At 31.0% G+C, this 16,020-nt stretch carries 11 protein-coding genes and 2 tRNA genes; 6 read left to right on the forward strand and 7 right to left on the reverse strand.

The window, feature by feature from the left end:
- Positions 1 to 112: 112 nt before the first annotated feature.
- The 4 genes from ACQ654_RS10380 to ACQ654_RS10395 all read left to right on the forward strand — a co-directional run bounded on the left by ACQ654_RS10380 (position 113) and on the right by ACQ654_RS10395 (position 7,593).
- On the forward strand, positions 113 to 1,645 hold the full coding sequence (locus ACQ654_RS10380; protein ID WP_430410262.1) for a hypothetical protein: 1,533 nt from the start codon (positions 113 to 115) through the stop codon (positions 1,643 to 1,645).
- Between the two features lie 356 nt (positions 1,646 to 2,001).
- Positions 2,002 to 2,553 (forward strand): hypothetical protein, encoded by a 552-nt coding sequence (locus ACQ654_RS10385; RefSeq protein WP_430410263.1) that lies wholly within the window; start codon positions 2,002 to 2,004, stop codon positions 2,551 to 2,553.
- Positions 2,550 to 5,213, forward strand: a complete 2,664-nt coding sequence (locus tag ACQ654_RS10390) for a tetratricopeptide repeat protein (protein ID WP_430410264.1) — start codon at positions 2,550 to 2,552, stop codon at positions 5,211 to 5,213. The genes ACQ654_RS10385 and ACQ654_RS10390 overlap by 4 nt, the downstream gene beginning before the upstream one ends.
- Positions 5,203 to 7,593 (forward strand): tetratricopeptide repeat protein, encoded by a 2,391-nt coding sequence (locus tag ACQ654_RS10395; RefSeq protein ID WP_430410265.1) that lies wholly within the window; start codon positions 5,203 to 5,205, stop codon positions 7,591 to 7,593. Before ACQ654_RS10390 ends, ACQ654_RS10395 begins: the two co-directional genes overlap by 11 nt.
- Positions 7,594 to 7,737: 144 nt before the next feature.
- Here ACQ654_RS10395 and ACQ654_RS10400 read toward each other — a convergent pair.
- From ACQ654_RS10400 to mutS, 3 genes are all read right to left on the reverse strand, one after another.
- Positions 7,738 to 7,821, reverse strand: a tRNA-Leu gene (locus tag ACQ654_RS10400).
- Positions 7,822 to 7,836: 15 nt separating this feature from the next.
- Positions 7,837 to 7,909, reverse strand: a tRNA-Gly gene (locus ACQ654_RS10405).
- A 123-nt stretch (positions 7,910 to 8,032) separates the two neighbouring features.
- On the reverse strand, positions 8,033 to 10,642 hold the full coding sequence (gene mutS, locus ACQ654_RS10410; RefSeq protein WP_430410266.1) for a DNA mismatch repair protein MutS: 2,610 nt from the start codon (positions 10,640 to 10,642) through the stop codon (positions 8,033 to 8,035).
- A gap of 83 nt (positions 10,643 to 10,725) precedes the next feature.
- Here mutS and ACQ654_RS10415 point away from each other — a divergent pair, with 83 nt between their 5' ends.
- Complete coding sequence (locus ACQ654_RS10415; RefSeq protein WP_430410267.1) at positions 10,726 to 11,256, forward strand: RNA methyltransferase; 531 nt, start codon at positions 10,726 to 10,728, stop codon at positions 11,254 to 11,256.
- Positions 11,257 to 11,528: 272 nt separating this feature from the next.
- On the opposite strand, the gene folK is transcribed toward ACQ654_RS10415, so the two are convergent.
- Positions 11,529 to 12,650: a 2-amino-4-hydroxy-6-hydroxymethyldihydropteridine diphosphokinase gene (gene folK / locus ACQ654_RS10420; RefSeq protein ID WP_430410268.1), complete on the reverse strand. Its 1,122-nt coding sequence runs from the start codon at positions 12,648 to 12,650 to the stop codon at positions 11,529 to 11,531.
- 267 nt (positions 12,651 to 12,917) lie between these two features.
- Here folK and sppA point away from each other — a divergent pair, with 267 nt between their 5' ends.
- Entirely contained in the window at positions 12,918 to 14,684 is a 1,767-nt protein-coding gene (gene sppA, locus ACQ654_RS10425) for a signal peptide peptidase SppA (protein WP_430410269.1), read from the forward strand.
- Positions 14,685 to 14,795: 111 nt separating this feature from the next.
- On the opposite strand, the gene ACQ654_RS10430 is transcribed toward sppA, so the two are convergent.
- The 3 genes from ACQ654_RS10430 to ACQ654_RS10440 form a co-directional block, all read right to left on the reverse strand.
- Positions 14,796 to 15,017: a hypothetical protein gene (locus ACQ654_RS10430; RefSeq protein WP_430410270.1), complete on the reverse strand. Its 222-nt coding sequence runs from the start codon at positions 15,015 to 15,017 to the stop codon at positions 14,796 to 14,798.
- 71 nt (positions 15,018 to 15,088) lie between these two features.
- Positions 15,089 to 15,313, reverse strand: a complete 225-nt coding sequence (locus tag ACQ654_RS10435) for a hypothetical protein (RefSeq protein WP_430410271.1) — start codon at positions 15,311 to 15,313, stop codon at positions 15,089 to 15,091.
- A gap of 331 nt (positions 15,314 to 15,644) precedes the next feature.
- Complete coding sequence (locus ACQ654_RS10440) at positions 15,645 to 15,824, reverse strand: hypothetical protein (protein WP_430410272.1); 180 nt, start codon at positions 15,822 to 15,824, stop codon at positions 15,645 to 15,647.
- Between the last annotated feature and the right edge of the window lie 196 nt (positions 15,825 to 16,020).

The following is a 16,020-nucleotide window of genomic DNA, read 5'->3' on the forward strand; positions in this document are numbered from 1 at the left end:
CTTAAATAGATACACAATTAAAAATGTAAGCAAATATTTAACTTTAAAGAAGTCTATGTTTTACATTATTTGTATATTATATTGATTTTAATCAACTATTAAATAGAGTTTTATGAGAAAAATAATAGGAAAAGAGACAGATAATAATATTAGCTCTAAATCAAATAATATCTCAGATTCCGTAGAGGACGTTAATAAAAATGTTATTTATAATTGTCACTCACATATATTTATAATTGATCATGTACCTAATAAGTTTGGTAAGCGAATCCTACCCTTTCCATTACATCTAATTCTAACAATAAAAGTAGTGAAATGGTTTTACAACAATTTAACTGAAAGAGGAAATCAAAAGTATAGATCATTTAAACATAAACTTAGAAATCTTAAATTCTCAATATACGAATTATTAAAATCTACATGGATTTTATGGATTCTTTACAGCATTATAAAATACCTATTTAAGCTTATATTCAATATAATTTCTAATTTTCTAAAAATAGATGTTTTATTCTCAAAGGAATCTATAGAGTTATATTATAGATATCTTACTCTCGCAAGATATTCGACACGTTATAAGTCACAAAAACAAATATATAATTTCTTAAAAAAAAATTATCCTCCTAAAACTAAGCATATTATTCTTAGTATGGATATGGACAAAAGCTCTATGGATGCAGGCAGTCCTAAAGTTTCATACATGGAACAAATAGAAGAACTTAGACAACTTGGACGAAATAATAAAGACCTCTTACCTTTTGTTTTTGCTCATCCTAAGAGAATTAAGGACACCAAAGAGTTGACTCAAAATTCTAATTATTTTAATTACATGAAGTATTATTTGAGTAAAAAACATTTTTCAGGAATTAAGTTATATCCAGCACTCGGATATTACCCTTTTGATAAAGAATTAATTAAACTATATGAATTTGCCCAAGAGATGGAAATTCCAATCATGTCTCATTGTATTAAAGGAACAGTCTTTTTTAGAGGGAAAAAAGATCAGAAATGGAATGAGCATGAGATTTTAAAATACCCAGCAAAAGGAAAAAAGAGAAAAGTCATTCCATTACCTCAAAAAAAGAACTATGAATTTACTTCAAACTTCACTCATCCATTAAATTATGAATGTCTTTTAAATCCAGAAATACTTTCAGAATATATAGGAAGGGATATAGATTTAAGTAAACTTAAAATATGCCTTGCTCATTTTGGCGGTACAGAAGAATGGGAAAAATACAGGAAAGACGCTTTCAATAACTATAACAATAGAATTTCTCCTGTAAGTAGAGACGAATATTTGGAAAGTAAATACAAAAACACCTTAACCTTTGGAAATGCTAGGACTATATGGTGGAATGCTAGTTGGCTTTGTATTATATATGATCTGATAGTAAAATATGAAAATGTCTATTCAGATGTCAGCTTTATACTTTATAATGAAGAATTGTTCCCTTTATTAAAATATTTGTTAAACGATCAAAAAGTAAAACATCGTATATTATTTGGAACTGATTATTATGTCGTGTCACAAAAAGGTTTAGATAAAGACTTGTACCAAACATTAAGAAGTTATCTAGGAGAAGGACTATTTAAATTAATAGCAGTTGACAACCCAAAAACATATTTAGAAACCAAACTGTAGATTTTCTAAAAATACTAACTAGTTTTCATAAAACTCAAATAATGCATTAACTAACGGCTTAAAATCTTTTAAACAGAAAATTTAGGGATTCCAAAGGTCTCCTTTGGCAAGATCGCAAGTTCAGAAAATTGTAATGAAATGAAAATTTGTAGGAACTTGCAATCTTGTTAAAAACTAAAGTAATTGAGGAAATCCGTAAAAAAAAGAATGAAAAAATCATTTACTTGTATTTAATAATAAATTATAGAAGTCAAAATAATAAGTAAAATAACACTCTTATAATTAATTACATAGGAGATTAATTCTTACATTTAAGTAATATAATAGTAATTATATTACTTAATATTTTTTAGTTTATGGAAACAAAAAAGAAACTTCTTAGTTTACTTAAAAAGGGTAATTTTAAAGAAGTAATAAATAAATTATCTTCATTAGGAGAAGAAAACAAAAACCAGCAACTTCTCCAGGTATTATCTCTACAATCAAAGCGCATAGAAGCTATTGAAGATACACCTACCGCCTCTCAAGAATATCAGCTTGAAATTATAAAAATAAAAAAAGCCTTAAAACAGGTTATAGATCACTTACCTGATGATTATTTTCATAACAGCAAACAGTCATTTTTATTTAAAATTTCAAAATCTAAATGGAAAAGATACTCTGCTATTTTTATAGCAACTGTTGCCTTTTTAGCAGGGCTAGCTGGAATCTCAGGATTTAGCATTAAAGATTTTTTTCAAAAAAAAGAAGATAAAGAACAAGAAAATAATAAATACAAAACTTTAAAACATGCAAATACCTCAGGTGACATAAGTCCTGCGATTATTAATGATGATGGAGATGTTAATATCAATTATCATGATTATAAAATCTCTGAAGATTCTACTAAAACAAAAAAAGATAAATGAAATTATACAAGCTTTTGCTATTTTGTACTTTTAGCTTTTCATTAGTTTTAAGTCAAACAACCAATATTAATACAGAAGGTGATAAGAGCCCAGCAGTAATAGCAAAAAAACTATCTATAACCTATGGAGTACGAGCAGATGCTATTAAAGCGATTCTTTGGATATATGAAGCTGAGGGTTATGACACCAATCGAAGAAAAAGAGCTTTAGAGCAAATTTTGAAAGAATACTCTAAAACTCCAGAAAAGCTTCAGAAAAAAAATAAGCTTTCACAAACATCACTTAAAAAAATGGGAATCTTAAATATTCCCAAAATAGCTAATGTATTAGAATGGGATTTGTTTGCTAACAATTACTATTTATCAACTTCTGGTCACAATAGCCCAGCAGTTGTAGCCAAAGGAGATGTTACTATTTGGTATGGGATTCCCCCTAAAGCATTAATGGCTTTAGTAAACAAATTAGAGCAAGATAAAACTGAGGTTACAGAATTTGAAACAAAATTGGCTAAGCAGGTAAAAATATATGAAGAGTTAAAGATAGAATTACAGACATACGGAAATAAAGAAAAAATATATGGAAAGGCAGAAATATTGCTTGATCAAGGTAAGCTAGAGGAAGCTGAACAACTCATAGAATCTGATTTTTATGCCTCCGTTAAGCGTCTAGCATATAAAGGTTTTATTTATGGAAAAACTAAGGAGCTACTTTTCAAATATGAAGAAGCGTCAAAAGGGTTTAAAACAGCTATAAACAATGATGAGGAAAACCCTGAATATCATTTATATTATGCAAATATTATGTTAATACTTGCAAAATATGATGATGCTATTTCACACTATAATATTGCTCTAGAAAATTATATAAAAAAAAATGGAGACCAACATCATAAGATTGCTATTTTATATCATAATATTGGTGTTACATGGGGACAAAAAGGGATACTTGATAAGTCTATATTCTACATTAAAAAAGCGATTGAAATAGATTTAATAGTTCAAGGCAAAGATCACCCAGACATCGCTATACAATACAATAGTTTAAGCCTAGTCTTTAATTTAAAAGGAGATTATGAAAAAGCGATTGAAACTTGTAAAAAAGCATTAGAAATCCAATTGTCATTTCCTGACAAGAATAATCTAGATATTGCATCTACATACAATAACTTAGGTCTTATATACCAAACAAAAGGAGATTTAGAAAAAGCTCTATTTTTTTTTGAAAAAACATTGGAGATTTATTTGACAAATTCCAATAATCCAAATGTTGCTTATACATATGGTAATTTGGGTTCATTATGGAATCTTAAAGGTGAATATAACAAAGCTTTAAAATTCTATGAAAAAGCTCTTGAAATAAGCTTATTCTTTTTTGGGAAAAATCATACTACTGTAGCGATTACATATAACGATATGGGAACTATCTTCCAAATTAAAGGAGATAATGATAAAGCAATCGAATATTATGAAAAAGCTTTAAAAATAAATTTAGCTTTATTCGGTAAAAAACATCTAAATATAGCAACTACCTATAATAATTTAGGAGGAGCTTGGAACTTAAAATCAAAACCTAACAAAGCAATAGAACATCATGAAAAAGCACTTGAAATAGAGTTTGCTATTTTTGGTAAAGAACATCCAAATATGGCAACTACTTATAATCATCTAGGATTAGCATGGAACTCAAAATTAAAACCTTACAAAGCTATTAGATATTTTGAAAAAGCTCTCAAATTGATTACAGATAAACAGAACCTCACAGCTAGTTTGTACAATAATTTAGGGCTAGTCTGGAATTCATTAGGGGATAATGAAAAGGGCATTGATTTATTTGAAAAAGCGATTGAAATAACTCTAGAAAACTTAGGTGATGAACATCCAAACCTAGGAGTATATTACCGTAATTCAGGACATTCTTGGAAATCGCTTGGGAATAATGAAAAAGCTCTTGAATTACTTGAAAAAGCTCTTAAAATAAATTTAAAAGTTTTTGACAAAAAACACGATAACGTTTGTAGTTTATATATTGATGTTGGCGCAATATGGTTGTTGAAAAGAGTGCCTGATAAGGCTATTTTATATTTAGAAAAAGCTCTTAAATTAGATATAAATACCTCAGAGAATCATCATCTCAGTTTTGCAAGTATTTACAATAATTTAGGAGTTGCTTTTTATTTAAAAAGAATGTATAATAAAAGTATACATTTCTATGAAAAAGCTCTTAAAATAAATTTAATTCATTCATTCAATAGAGACCAAATTATAATTGGCAATTATAATGACTTAGGAAGTGCATGGAATTCTCTAAAGCAACATGAAAAAGCTCTCTTATATTTTGACAAAGCTTTATATAAAAGTGAGATAATAAAACATGAAAAATCAATTTTTACTTCCATTAAAAATATCGGATCGACTTATATACATCTACAAGGTTATAAAAAAGGACTTATATATTTTAATACTAGAATTAATAAAGATAGAACAATTAAATACTCAGAATCAACAATTAGACTCATCAAATATTACAAAATAATTTTTCTTAAACGTCTAAATAAAAAAGTTGAAGCAAATAAAATAGCTGAATTATTATGGCACGAATGTGTTCAAAAAAATCAAAATTATTTATTGAAAAAGCTAAAATTAGAAGGTTATGATTTTTAATACTCTCAGTTGTCTTATAGAAAAGAAACACCTAGCATCAATAGTATTCATTTTTATTAGCTTCAATACTAACCTAGCACAAACAACAAATGTTAAAACAGAAGGTGACAATAGTCCTGCTGTTGTAGCAAAAAGCTTTTCTGTCACATATGGGGTGCGAACGGATGCTATTGAAGTCATTCTTCAGATATATAAAGATAAAGGATACGACTCAAACAGCAGAGCAAAAGCTACAGAACAAATTTTAAGAGAATATTCTCAAACACCCGAAAAGCTTAAAAAAAATCAACAACTTTCTAAAACTTCACTTCAAAAAATTGGTGTTACCAATTCCCCCAAAATTGTTAATGCCCTAGAATGGGATTTATTTGCTACGAACTATTACTTATCAACTTCTGGTTATAATAGCCCAGCAGTTGTAGCCAAAGGCAATGTTACTATTTGGTATGGGGTTTCACCAAAAATACTAAGGGCTTTAGCAAAGGAGCTAGAACAATATAAAATTGACTTTATCAATTTTGAAACAGTAATAATTGAACAAGTAAAAAAATATAAGGAATTAAAGTTAGAACTTGATACATATAAAAATAAAGAAAATATTTATAAAGAAGCAGATGCTTTACTCGAACAAGGAAAATTAGATGAGGCGGTACAACTTATTGAATCTGATTATTATGCTTCAAAAAAGAGACAGGCATACAAAGGATATATTTTTGGAAAAACTAAAGAGCTGACCTTTAATTATGAAGAAGCATCACTAGGTTATCAAGATGCCATTGAAATGGATGAAAAAAATGTTGAATATTATTTATCCTATACAAGAGTTGAACATAAAATAGCGAGATATGATAACGCAATTAAGCACTATAAAATAGCTTTAAAAATTGATTCTCTCTATAATGAAAGTAAAAACAAATCTGTCTTATTCAATAATTTAGCTGGAAGTTTAGAAAAGAAATTTGAATATGATAATGCCTTAAAATATTTTGAAAAAGCTCTAAAAATAGATTTAATAAGCTTAGGCGAATGGCATCCAAGTGTTGCTTCAGAGTATAATAATATTGGAGGAATATGGACTGCTAAAGGAAACTATGACAAGGCATTAATGTATTATAAAAAAACACTAAAAATAGACTCTACAAATTTTGGTATAAACAACCCTAAAATCTCAAAAATATATAACAATATTGGTGTAGTTTGGGACTTTAAGGGTAAATATGATAAAGCAATACAATATTACAATAAATCTTTTAAAATTGATTCTATAAATTTTGGAATACATAGCCCAAGAATTGCAACAGTTTATAATAATCTTGGTCTGGCTTTGAAAGCTAAAGGAGATAACACCAGACAATATCCAAAAGCTCAAGAATTTTATAAAAAATCAATACAATATCATAAAAGAGCCTTGATAATAAATTTATTAGTTCACGGAAATCGGCACCCTAAAGTTTCTACTAATTTTAACAACTTAGGTACTGCATTTCATGCAAAAGAGGAATATGATAGTGCTATCATATATTATAAAAAAGCCTTTAAAATTGATTCTATAAATTTTGGTTTGAGAAACCCAAATATAGCTACAATTTATAATAATTTAGCAGGGGCATACAGATTGAAAAAGGAATATAATAAAGCAATCGATTTATATAAAAAATCAATTGGAATAAATCTAATCTTTCTACCTAAAAAACATCCCAAAATTGCAACTACATATCGTAACCTAGGAAAAGCATATCATTCAAAAGGAGAGTACGACAAAGCCATCAATAATTACAAAAAGGCTTTGGCTACAGACTCTGTAAATCTAGGAAATAAGCATATAAAAACCGCATTTAACTATCATAATCTTGGAATATCTTATGATTCATTAAAAATCTACGAGAAAGCAATTAAATCTTACGAGAAAGAGGAAAAAATACTAAGTTATCATTTTGATTTAAGACATCCTTATCGATTAGATAGCAATAAAAACTTAATTAAGACTCTTTATTCAAATGGAATGGAATTCCTCGATAAAAAAGAATATAAGAAAGCTCTTCTCAATTTATTAAAAGCACTAGAAAAATCAGAATTACTAAAAGATAATACAATCTCTCTTTTTTGTTTAAATAGTATTGGAGCAATCTACAAACATCTTAAAGAATATGAAAATGGTTTATTTTATATAAATGTGGGAATTGAAAAATCAAAACAACTGAAAAACAATATTGTTCTAATTCGAATGATATATCATAAAATAGGATGTTTAAAAGGTCTAGGACGAAAGAAAAAGGCTGATGAAATCGCCAAAGAATTATGGAAAGTTTTAATACAAATAAATGACCAACGCACATTAAAAGATTTAAAAAGAGAAGGATACAAATTTAAAATAAACTAAAAATATCAAAATGACTTTTTTAGAAGCTGTTTTAGAAAATTGAAACAGTTTTATACGTGATTTGTTTTACCTATGTTTTACCCAACAAAAAAATAAACCCATAAAAAAACCCTTCAAAATCAAAAAGATTAAGAAGGGCTTTCGTACTCGAGGCGGGACTTGAACCCGCACGGCCCAAAGGCCATTGGATTTTAAGTCCAACGTGTCTACCAATTCCACCACTCGAGCGTGGATTTTATATTGAGCGAAAAACGGGGCTCGAACCCGCGACCTCAACCTTGGCAAGGTTACGCTCTACCAGCTGAGCTATTTTCGCATTGTGTTAAAGATCGTAGCAATACTACTACTGTATTGCGGATGCAAATTTAAAACATTTCTTTAAATACCAAAACGATTTGATGAAAAAGAATAAATTATTTTTTAATCCACTCGTAATCAACTACTTTTTTGTACGCTGCAACATGCGTTTTATCTCGTTGAGCTTCATTAATGCTTCTACTGGCGTTAACGTATCAATGTCAGTCATGAGAATTTCTTGCTTTATTTCTTCCAATAATGGGTCGTCCATATTGAAAAAACTCAATTGCATATCGTTTTCTACACTTTTTAAATCGGCTGCCAATTCTTCACTTGAATGCGATTTTTCTAAACGTTTTAAAATTTTATTAGCTTTGTGAATGACTTGTTGCGGCATTCCAGCCATTTTTGCCACATGAATTCCAAAACTATGTTCGCTTCCACCTTTGACTAATTTACGTAAAAATAAAACATTATCTTTCAATTCTTTCACGGAAACATTGTAATTCTTGATACGATCAAAAATTTCGGTCATTTCATTCAATTCATGATAATGTGTGGCAAATAACGTCTTTGCGCGCGATGGATGTTCGTGTAAATATTCTGAAATCGCCCACGCAATCGAAATTCCATCGTACGTACTTGTTCCACGACCAATTTCATCCAACAATACCAAACTACGCTCGGAAATATTATTCAAAATAGAAGCCGTTTCGTTCATTTCAACCATAAACGTCGATTCGCCCATCGAAATATTATCACTTGCACCAACACGTGTAAATATTTTATCTACCAAACCGATTCTAGCGGCTTCTGCGGGCACAAAACTTCCCATTTGAGCCAAGAGTACAATCAACGCGGTTTGACGTAATATAGCAGACTTACCACTCATATTTGGCCCTGTAATCATGATAATTTGTTGTCCATCTCTATCCAAATACACATCATTGGCAATATAACTTTCGCCAATTGGCAATTGTTGTTCAATGACTGGATGACGACCGTTTTTAATATCCAAGTCAAAAGAATCGTCAATTTCAGGATAAATGTACGTGTTTGCTTTCGCCAACGTTGCAAATCCGCACAAGCAATCAAGCTTGGCAATAATGTTTGCATTCTGCTGAACTGCTTTTATGTATTGATTGATCCAAACGACTAAAGCTGCAAATAACTCCTGCTCTATTTGCATTATTTTTTCTTCCGCGCCTAAAATCTTGGTTTCATATTCTTTAAGTTCTTCCGTGATGTAACGCTCTGCATTTACCAACGTTTGTTTTCGCGTCCAGGCTTCTGGCACTTTTGCTTTGTGCGTATTTCGGACTTCTATATAATATCCGAATACATTGTTTGAAGCTATTTTTAACGATGGAATACCCGTTGCTTCACATTCGCGCTGTAGCATTTTATCCAAGTAATCTTTTCCTGAAAAGGCAATTCCTCTTAATTCATCTAACTTATCAGAATAGCCGCTTGCAATGGTATTTCCTTTTAAGATATTTACAGGCGCGTCTTCGTTTAAAGTTTCCTTTATTTTAGATCGTAATAATTCACATTCATGAATGGTATCTCCAATTACTTTTATTGCTTCATTGGTACTTTTACTTGTAATTTGTTTGATGGGAACAATGGCTTCCAACGAGTTTTTAAGTTGAATGACTTCTCTTGGAGAAACTTTACTCGTGGCAACTTTAGAAATTAAACGTTCAATATCGCTAATCCTGCGAATATGATGCTGAATTTTTTCCAATTCTTCATCTTGATGCAACAAATGATTCACGACTTCATGACGTTGCTTTATTTTTTGACTGTTCTTCAACGGCAATGCCAACCAACGTTTCAATAAACGTCCACCCATTGGCGAAATGGTTTTATCAATCACGTTAATTAGGGTAATTGCATTGAAAGAAGTAGAAGCGTATAATTCTAAGTTTCTAACCGTAAAACGATCCATCCATACATATTCATCTTCCGCAATTCGTGCAATAGATGTGATATGTTGGAGTTTGTTATGACGTGTTTCTGATAGATAATACAAAACAGCTCCAGAAGCTATAATTCCTTGATTTAAATCTTCAATTCCAAAACCTTTTAATGAACTTACCTCAAAATGTGTGATGAGTTTTTCGTGTGCAAAATCATCTTTAAAAACCCAATCTTCTAAATAAAATACATGATGATTGGTGCCAAATGTATCCGCAAACGCTAATTTTTTCTGTTTTGGAATTAAAATTTCGCTCGGTTTGAAGTTTTGCAACAACTTATCAATGTATTCTTCCGAACCTTGCGTAGTCATAAATTCTCCAGTAGAAACATCTAAAAAAGAAATTCCCAAGCTTTTTTTTCCATAATGAATGGCACACAAAAAGTTGTTCGTTTTTGCTTGTAAAACCTCATCATTAAAGGCAACTCCAGGCGTAACCAATTCGGTAACACCTCGTTTTACAATCTTTTTAGTTTGTTTTGGATCTTCTAACTGATCGCAAATGGCAACACGTTCACCTGCTTTTACAAGCTTTGGCAGATATGTATTTAACGAATGATGTGGAAATCCTGCAAGCTCAATATTTTCACCTCCATTATTTCGATGTGTGAGTACAATTCCTAAGATATTGGCTGTCTTTACAGCATCTTGTCCAAAAGTTTCATAAAAATCGCCCACTCTAAATAATAACAACGCATCAGGATATTTTGTTTTGATGCCGTTGTACTGCTTCATTAAAGGAGTTACTTTTTTCGCGGTGCTTTTTGCCAATGTTTGGTTTTTTTAGTGTTATTTTTGCAGCAATTGTTGAATTGCGAATTTAAATAAATTCAAGGAAATCTCACGAATTACCTATGAGAAAACTTAAAAATAGTGAACTAAACCGATTGAGTGTTGATGAATTTAAATCATCAGACAAAACTCCTATTATTGTTATTTTGGATAATATTCGAAGTTTAAACAATATTGGCTCGGTGTTTAGAACAAGTGATGCTTTTTTGATTGAGAAAGTATATTTATGCGGAATTACGGCAAAACCACCACATAAAGATATTCACCGAACAGCTTTAGGCGCTACAGATTCCGTTGCTTGGGAATATCGTGAAGATACTTTAGAGTTGGTAAAAGAACTCCAAGAAAACGGCGTAAAAGTAGCTTCTGTTGAACAAGCCGATGAAGCTATTTTGCTAAACAAATTTCATCCTGAGAAATCAAATACATATGCACTCATATTCGGAAACGAAGTAAAAGGCGTGCAACAAGAAGTCGTTTCTGCAAGCGATTATGTGCTAGAAATTCCACAGTTTGGCACCAAACATTCGTTAAATATTTCGGTAAGTGTAGGTGTTGTCATTTGGGATGTGTTTTCTAAATTGGATCTTTAGACTACTTAGATTTATTGGACTTACTTAGATCTGTTTTGCTCTTGGATTGTTAGATTTTTAGACCGTTAGATTTGCTTGTTTCAAAGTATTTCTCAATACAAGAATTTGTCATTCCGCACCTGATGCGGAATCCACTCATAAGTAACTGTAGATTCCTGCCTACGCAGGAATGACAAGATATTTAGAACCAACTCAAAGCGCTTGCACTAAGCTTGCTGAAGTGAAAACGAGCCAAAAGCAGACTGAGCGGAGTCGAAGCGAAGATACCCAAATTACGCTTTATGAATCTCCGAAATAATCTTCTGATAATCATTTGCATTTGCTACGAAATCTAAATCGGAAACGTCAATAATTTTTACGTTTAAGTCTTTGTGCGTTCGGATAAATTCTAAATAGCCATTGTTGATTTTATCTAAATATTCAGAAGGAATTTTTTGTTCGTAATCGCGTCCACGTTTTTTAATGTTTCGCAACAAACGTTCTGTATTTTGATAGAGATACACATACAAATCTGGTTTTGGAATTTCCTTATACATGATATCAAACAACTTTCTATACAATTTAAATTCGTCTTGTTGCAAAGTTACTTTTGCGAAAATCAACGATTTAAAGATGTCGTAATCAGATACTATAAAATCTTTAAACAAATCTAACTGTGATAAATCGTCCGAAATTTGCTGATATCTGTCTGCCAAAAACGACATTTCTAACGGAAACGCATAGCGACCATTATCTTCATAAAATTTTGGTAAAAACGGATTGTCTGCAAAACGTTCTAAAATCAATTTTCCATTAAAATCTTCTGCAATTTTTGTTGCCAACGACGTTTTTCCGGCACCAATATTTCCTTCTATGGCAACATAATTAAATCGAGAAAAATCTTTCTTCTCATCAGGATTTTGCAAAGTTTCGTCACTTTTTTCAATTCCGTCTAAAACTAGTGCTTCATTGAGTTGTAAAACCGTTTTTTTATACGTTGGATGAATTTTACTCGGTGCAATATCACACAAAGGTTGCATGACAAATTTTCGTTCGTGTGCTAGCGGATGCGGCAATTTGACCAAATCTGACTCAATAATTATATTTTCATAAAAAATAATATCTATATCAATAATTCGATCTTGATAGCCTTTTTTGTCACTTCTAACACGTCCGAGCGACACTTCTACTTCCAAAATTTTTGTCATCACTGCTACGGGAGACAAGTTGGTACTTAAACACAAGCACGCATTGTAAAAATCGCCACCTTCAAAACCCCAAGAAGGTGTTTCGTAAATAGCCGAAACTTTTAAAACACGACCAATTTCCGCAGCAAGTTTTTGTACAGCATTTTGCAAATGTGCGCGTCTATCGCCAACATTACTTCCAATAGATATATATGTAGTGTGTAACAAATGTAGATGAAATTATTAAAGATGTTATGCGCTCAAAATTGATCCGCCAAATATAATTAAAATATATGGATCGAATTATGAAAAACCTACGATTACACATCTTTTTCATTGTTGTAGAAAAGATTAAAATCAGCTTCTTTTTTTGTTCGAAAATTTAATCAAGATTAATTTCACAAAAAGTGTAACAATTTGTTATAAGTACATACTTACTTCATAAGTATTCGATTAATCAATATTTTTGTCGAAAATATACAAAATACAAACACTATGAATTTTATAAAGCGTGTACTTTCAACAATCGTTGGAATTGGAATTTTCTTTGTTATTTGCTTCTTTATGCTCATACTTTTAATTTCCTTGTCAGGAGGATCTGATTCGGATATGGTTGTTGTTAAAAGCAATACAGTCTTAGAATTAAATTTAGATCGCCCTATAAATGATTATGCAGGAACGTTTGATTATGGAGAATTAACATTTTTTCCAAATGAACCAAGTTATGATGGATTATTCAATATTATTGATGCGATTCAGTATGCTAAAAACGATGCTAAAATCAAAGGTATTTCTATCAAAAACAATAGCATTCGTGCAGGAATGACACAAACAAAAGCCATCCGTGATGCATTGGTTGATTTTAAAGAATCTGGGAAATTCATTGTTGCGTACGGAGATTATATTTCGCAAAAAGATTATTACTTAAATTCTGTTGCAGATACTATTTATGTAAATCCTGTTGGTGCTTTAGACTTTAAAGGTTTGGCAATGGAACGTATGTATTATAAAGATTTTCAAGAGAAATATGGTGTAAAAATGGAGGTAATCCGTCACGGAAAATACAAAAGTGCTGTTGAAGGTTATTTAAACCAAGAAATGAGTGAAGCTAACAGAGAACAAATCTCTGTGTTTTTGCAATCTATTTGGGATGAAATGAGAAAAGAAATTGGGGAAAGTAGAAATATATCTTCTGACGAATTAAATACGTTAGCCGATGAATTAGCTGGAAGAAACCCAAAACTTGCGTTGGCTTCAAAATTGATAGATAAAGTTGGGTATGAAGATGAGTATGAAGCAGGAATTCAAAAAGCTATGGGACAAAATAGTGATGTAAACAGAATTGAAATTTACGATTATGCTGAATATGCAGGTAAAAAACCGAAATCTTCAACTAGTAAAAATCGTATTGCGGTTATTTATGCACAAGGAGAAATTATGTATGGACAAGGAGATGAAACTATTATCGGACAAGGTGTTATTAACGACGCGTTAATTAAGGCACGAGAAGATGAAAATGTAAAAGCAATTGTATTGCGTGTCAACTCTCCTGGTGGAAGTGCTTTGGCAAGTGAATTGATTTGGAGAGAAATTGAAATCACGAAAAAAGTAAAACCTGTAATTGTTTCTATGGGAGATTTAGCCGCTTCTGGCGGATATTATATTGCTTGCAACGCTGATAAAATTTTTGCTGAACCAAACACAATTACAGGAAGTATTGGAGTTTATGGTACAGTTCCAAACATGCACAAATTGGCAGAAGACTTAGGAATTAATGCAGAACAAGTTGGCACGAACAAAAATGCCATTGATTATAGCGTTTTTGAACCAATGACAGACGAACAACGCGCGTTGATAAAAGAAGGAATTGAAGATATCTATGATTTATTTACACAACGTGTTGCTGACGGACGAAGCATGACGCAAGTTGCAGTAGATGCTATTGCACAAGGACGTGTTTGGACAGGAAGTGACGCCATAAAAATTGGACTGGTAGACGAAATTGGCGGTTTGGATATGGCAATACAAGCGGCGGCAAATGCGGCTGACATAGAAGACTATCGCATTAAAGAATTGCCTGTTTATAAAAAAGATTTTCAAAGTATTTTAGATCAATACACTGGTGGATTTATTCAATCTAAAGAAGCAATTCTAAGAGAAGAATTAGGTGATGAAAATTACATGCTATTGCAAAAAATGAAGAAAATGACACAACTAGAAGGTCCACAATTATTATTACCATACGAAATAGAGATTAAATAATTTTGTTAGTTATTAATCACTAAAAAAGCCTTTCCATTTTACTGGAAAGGCTTTTGTTTTTAGTATAATCTATTGCTATCTCAAAAGAAATATCTTTACATGTAACAACTTCTATTTTTGGTTTTCACAACTAATACCTCTAGTATCCCAACAAAACTGAATACTTTCCCATGGACCAGTTTGACAATCTGCGGCAGTACAATTAGCACATGATTCCCATCCTGTACAGGTTGCATTTACAGACTGACCTGTTCCTCCAGAAATTAATTCTTTATTAAAATTAGAGATTGATTTCTTGTTTAATGATAAACCTTTGATTTCCTTTTTTTTCATGATCGTAAATTTTCAAATTAAAAATGCTTTACCTTTTCAAGTATTTTAGATTAACTAAAAACGCTCAAATACTATAATTCATTTGAACAATGCATTCCCCACATACTAGGTAGCTCGCATTCTGCTAAAGTTCCACTAGTTCCAACTGTACAATTTCCACAAGTTTGTTGTCCTGTACATGTTTCTCCTGCCGAACACGCCATTGATACAAATCTACCACCTGTTACAGATTCTGAGTTTAAATTAGACACAGATTTCTTGTTTAACGATAAATTTTTCATTCCTCTTTTTTTCATAATATTCTATTTTTGTGATTAATATTGAAGCAAATCTACACTCAGAAATAACCAAATCAAAACACTTACAATCAGCTATTTATAAATAACGACTCGTGATTTATATATGGCGACAATGTATATTATAAAAAGTCTTTCTGCACAAAACACGATACGTTCACATGAACTTCCTTCATGATAAACTGATGAATTTATTGAAAGAAAGGAAGGTTTAAGACAAAAAAATTGCCAGTTTAAATCCGCTTTGCAGACGCTTTACCAAATTAAAAAGAGGTTGCCTAAAAATATAGACAACCTCTACTATGCAATAATGTATTACCTTGGTAAAAACTTACTTTTTATTACATGCATCATCTGTAGGTTTTGGTTGAGTGTCTGCTGTACAGGTTACACTTACATACGTACAAAGAAATGTAATTGGAAGTGACGTACCACCTACTAATTGTTTATCAACTAAACTAGACACTTTCCTTTTGTTTAATACTAATGATTTTAATGTTCGTTTTTTCATAATAATAAAATTTTTGTGATTAATATTGAAACAAACTTACAACTCAGAAAAGCAGCTTCAAAACACTTACAATCTACTATTTATAAATAACGAGTCGTCATTTATATATAACGACAATTAACGTATATTTTACAAAAAAAGCCCTTTCAATTTCTTGAAAAGGCTTCTATTTTGATATTTTATTACAACGTAAATT

The organism is Kordia sp., assembly GCF_965283645.1.
In the GTDB taxonomy this organism is placed as follows: domain Bacteria; phylum Bacteroidota; class Bacteroidia; order Flavobacteriales; family Flavobacteriaceae; genus Kordia.

What these genes read in the sequence shown, in the direction of transcription:
- ACQ654_RS10385 (WP_430410263.1), top strand. Translation starts at nt 2,002, where the DNA reads ATGGAAACAAAAAAGAAACTTCTTAGTTTACTTAAAAAGGGTAATTTT.
- ACQ654_RS10415 (WP_430410267.1), top strand. Translation starts at nt 10,726, where the DNA reads ATGAGAAAACTTAAAAATAGTGAACTAAACCGATTGAGTGTTGATGAA.
- ACQ654_RS10430 (WP_430410270.1), bottom strand. Translation starts at nt 15,017, where the DNA reads ATGAAAAAAAAGGAAATCAAAGGTTTATCATTAAACAAGAAATCAATC.
- ACQ654_RS10390 (WP_430410264.1), top strand. Translation starts at nt 2,550, where the DNA reads ATGAAATTATACAAGCTTTTGCTATTTTGTACTTTTAGCTTTTCATTA.
- ACQ654_RS10380 (WP_430410262.1), top strand. Translation starts at nt 113, where the DNA reads ATGAGAAAAATAATAGGAAAAGAGACAGATAATAATATTAGCTCTAAA.
- ACQ654_RS10395 (WP_430410265.1), top strand. Translation starts at nt 5,203, where the DNA reads ATGATTTTTAATACTCTCAGTTGTCTTATAGAAAAGAAACACCTAGCA.
- ACQ654_RS10440 (WP_430410272.1), bottom strand. Translation starts at nt 15,824, where the DNA reads ATGAAAAAACGAACATTAAAATCATTAGTATTAAACAAAAGGAAAGTG.
- ACQ654_RS10435 (WP_430410271.1), bottom strand. Translation starts at nt 15,313, where the DNA reads ATGAAAAAAAGAGGAATGAAAAATTTATCGTTAAACAAGAAATCTGTG.
- sppA (WP_430410269.1), top strand. Translation starts at nt 12,918, where the DNA reads ATGAATTTTATAAAGCGTGTACTTTCAACAATCGTTGGAATTGGAATT.